Source organism: Pseudoalteromonas sp. TAB23 (assembly GCF_000498075.1).
GTDB classification, from domain to species: domain Bacteria; phylum Pseudomonadota; class Gammaproteobacteria; order Enterobacterales; family Alteromonadaceae; genus Pseudoalteromonas; species Pseudoalteromonas arctica.
The window spans coordinates 1-3,631 of record NZ_AUTP01000291.1 but is presented as its reverse complement, the minus strand read 5'-3'; the positions used below and the strand labels follow the sequence as shown (position 1 = coordinate 3,631).

1 protein-coding gene and 2 pseudogenes are annotated in these 3,631 nt (G+C 38.6%); all 3 read right to left on the bottom strand.

Annotated features, from left to right (window positions below; translation table 11 throughout):
• Window positions 1-360 (bottom strand): annotated as a pseudogene (avtA, locus tag L654_RS0118105) (valine--pyruvate transaminase); the annotation flags it as partial.
• Between the two features lie 135 nt (window positions 361-495).
• Window positions 496-1,155 carry a glutathione S-transferase gene (locus tag L654_RS0118100; RefSeq protein ID WP_024608675.1) on the bottom strand — a complete coding sequence of 220 codons (660 nt, stop codon included), beginning with the start codon at window positions 1,153-1,155 and terminating at the stop codon, window positions 496-498.
• A 13-nt stretch (window positions 1,156-1,168) separates the two neighbouring features.
• Window positions 1,169-3,458 (bottom strand): annotated as a pseudogene (locus tag L654_RS01000000126380) (peptidase U32 family protein).
• Between the last annotated feature and the right edge of the window lie 173 nt (window positions 3,459-3,631).

The window sequence follows — 3,631 nt, the reverse complement described above, 5'->3', positions numbered from 1 at the left end:
TGCCAACATATTAAACAGCACAAAAAAGTTAGCTTGGCTGCCATTGCCAAGTGCTACGTTATCGGCGTTAATGTCCCATGCATACTCTTTACTTAGCTGGCCTGCTAATGCAGCTCTAAACTCGTCGTTACCGGTTGGGCCGTCGTAAAGGCCAAATACCTGCGATACCTTGTTACTGGCAACGAGTTTTTGTAATTCACTTAAAAAAACCTCATTTACTTGTGGTACTAATGCGGGGTTACCGCCACCCAGCATAACAATATTAGGATTGTTGCTGTTTTTAGCACCGCCTAAATCTTCCATTAACTGAGTAATGCCGTTGGGTTGTGTGAATTTAGTGCCAAAGTTTGAGTAGTTCATAATGCATAGCGTTTGTTAGTAATGGGGAGGGCAGTATAGCGTAAATAAAGGGCTTAAATTCGATGATGAGAATAATTCAATGCTGAGATTTACAGGTAGCTATAGTAATGTAATTTCTTATAAAAAAAGGCTAAATTAAGGTTTTTTAACGCCGTATAAAAACTCTTCGCCGCAGTCCATATACAAATCAAATTTGGTCATAACTTTGGTAAACATGGGGGCGTGCAAAAACTCGTTTAACCATGCGCGTACATGCGTGTATTCACTTTGTAAGTACCAGTGTTTATCTACGCGGGCAAACTGTCTAATAAATGGCAGCAGAGCATAATCGGCTAGGCTTTTTTCATTGCCCATTAGGTATTTATGGGTAGTTAGTTTTGCTTCAAATTGCTTAATAAACTCTTCGCAGGCTTTTTGATAATAAATTTGTGCCATGTCTTTTGTGCGAGCATAAAATTTGTACTTTTCGAGCACTGGTTTAAATTTCGTGTCGTTTAGCTTAATTAATTCAAGCATGCGCTCAAGTGCTAATGGGTCTTGAGTATGCAGTAAATTATGCGAATCGTTTTGCTTTAAAGCCCACAGCATAATATCTAGGCTTTCATCTATAACTTGATTATTCGGCAGTAATAAAACAGGCACCGTGCCTTTTGGCGATATTTTCAAAAGATGCGGTGGCTTATTTTTAGTTTTTATAGCGCGTAGTAACACGTGTTGCTCTGCCATTAAAATACCCATTCGTGCGCGCATTGCATATGGGCAGTGTTGTAATGAATATAATAATGGCAATGTCATTTTAATACTTACCTTAACTGTTTAAGCCTTCAACATATTGCTGACGTGTTTTTACTTTTACCATATGATTTAACTGATCAGCAGCGTGTGTTTGCCCGCTAATTAAATCTTGAAAATGCGCAAGTAACACGGCTTTGTCTAGCTTTTCTTTATCGCCTGAGCCAATGTCGGTTAAATCAATCATAAACTCGTCAAACTTGTCGGCATAATCGGTCACAATATCCATATTTAAAAATTGCTCGTGGTTATAAATGCTCGGGTAGCCGCCTTTTTGTTTATCAATAGCAAAGCTAATACCTTTAACATTGGTAACGGTGGTTTCTTTTTTACAGCTCAGCATACAGCTTGCGTCAATACGTGGTTTTTTACATCCAACGGTTTGCTGGAAAAAACATTGTCGGCTGGTCATCATTAGTATTGGATGATAAATGCTGTACATCATTTTAAAATTGTTAGGGCGTTTAATATTACGCATTTGTGGTTTGTTTATTTCGTTTGAAATAAACGCGCCTTTTGCGTTTAAATCTTCTTGTAGTGTTAGTAACGCATAAGAGTTTGTGGTGTTTAACAACGGGCCTGCAATCCAATCAATACTCATTTGTACTGCTTTAAATGCAACGCCTGTGTTGTTACTAATAATAAGCTTAGGTTTTACAACCTCGAGCAAACGTACCGCTTCTTCAAAATCTTTACCAATTAACACCGCCGGAAACCACGGAATTAACTGTGGGTGCTCTAAAAATACATTAATGTATTTATCGTTATCGGTTCTAAAGCTCTCTGGTAATTTAAAGTAAACATCGCCACCTGTTAAATCACATAGGTGAACGTCTTTTATGTCCGATATTAAAATAGAGAGTGTTGTTTTGTTATCGGCTTTAGGGTGGTTTACTAGTTTTGGCAGTTCAACAGGGGCGAGTACGTCTTTGCCTTCGTTTAATAAAAACGCGACTTGCTTTTTAATACGGGCGAGCTCTTTAAACGGAATGCTTAAGTTGTTGCCTAAGTTTGAGTAATCCATATTTTTAATTTCAAAATTGGCATTACTAAAGCTTTTAAAGCGTTTATCAATAGCAGCAATATCAACAACCGATTTATCGGCGGTTTGCATAGGCATTTGCGATTGAACTTCAAAGCGTAGAGGCTCTTTTTCGTTTTTATTCGAAAGCGTAATATCGTTTTTATCTTCAATAATTATGTTTACAGTGAATAGCTGGTTTAATTGCCCTGTAAATTCTAATGTAAGCTCGCGCTTTGAAATATCTAAAAATTCAATTTTCTTTTTAACTAACGAATCAATTTCACTTTTTTGAGTGGAAAGCTCTTGCTGTGCATCGTAAATTTGCACGACCGAAATTGCGTTGTTTTTTTCGTTTGCGTGATCAAAGCTATGGTCGCGCGGGTTATCGGTAAACATGTTTTTGGTCATGTCGCCGGTTAAAAACTTATTGGTAAAGTTACGGTTAAACACTTTATACAAGCTTGAATCGTCTTCAATTAGGTTACCGGTTTGCACAAACGTGTCTATTTGTTTGCGCCAGCTATCAATAACCGTATGTACGTAGTTAGCGCCTTTTATACGGCCTTCTACTTTTAACGAATCAACACCTGCAGCTACTAGCTCTGGCAGGTCGAAATAAGCTGAGTTATCTTTTAAGTTTAACGGATGCTTGTTACCCATCGCAGTTGGCTCGTATTCATCACGACACGCTTGCGAGCAGCGACCACGATTGCCCGAGTTACCCACACTTACTGAGCTTGAATAACATTGCCCTGAAAACGCAATACATAATGCGCCGTGCACAAATACTTCGGTTAATACGTCGCATTTATGCGCTACGTCAGTCAGTATTTTAATTTCAGTTAAGTTAAGCTCGCGCGATAAATTTACACGTGTAGCGCCAATGCGCGCTAAAAACTCAACCTGTGATTCGTTATGCGTAGTTAACTGCGTTGATGCGTGAATATGCAAAGTAGGAAAGTGCTTTTTAACAATATTGAATAACCCTAGGTCTTGCACAATAATGCCGTCGAGCGTGGTATTTACCAGCTGATTTAATAGCTTAAATAGCGCGCCCATTTCGTGCTCTAATATAACTACATTTAGCGTTAAAAAAATCTCACAGCCGTATTCATGGGCTAGGCGAAGTGCGCCGTTAAGCTCATCAAACGAAAGATTAGACGCTCGGTTACGTGCATTAAAGGTATCTAACCCACAATAAACCGCATTAGCACCGGCTACAANCGGCTTTTACCGCGTTTACATCACCGCCAGGGGCTAATAGTTCAATCTTTCTACTCATTACAATGTCGCTTCGCTCATATTTAATTGCCGCGAATTTTATCTGGTTAAGCACGTTAATGCTATTTATTGAGGGATATAATAAAGACTAATACCAATTCGCTTAATTAAGTGATCTATTTTGAGGATGGAAAAACGTGTTGATAGCTAGGCAAAAAATTCGCTATTTAGTTG

Coding starts and splice junctions, on each gene's coding strand:
- L654_RS0118100 (WP_024608675.1), bottom strand. CDS start 1,155: ATGACATTGCCATTATTATATTCATTACAACACTGCCCATATGCAATG.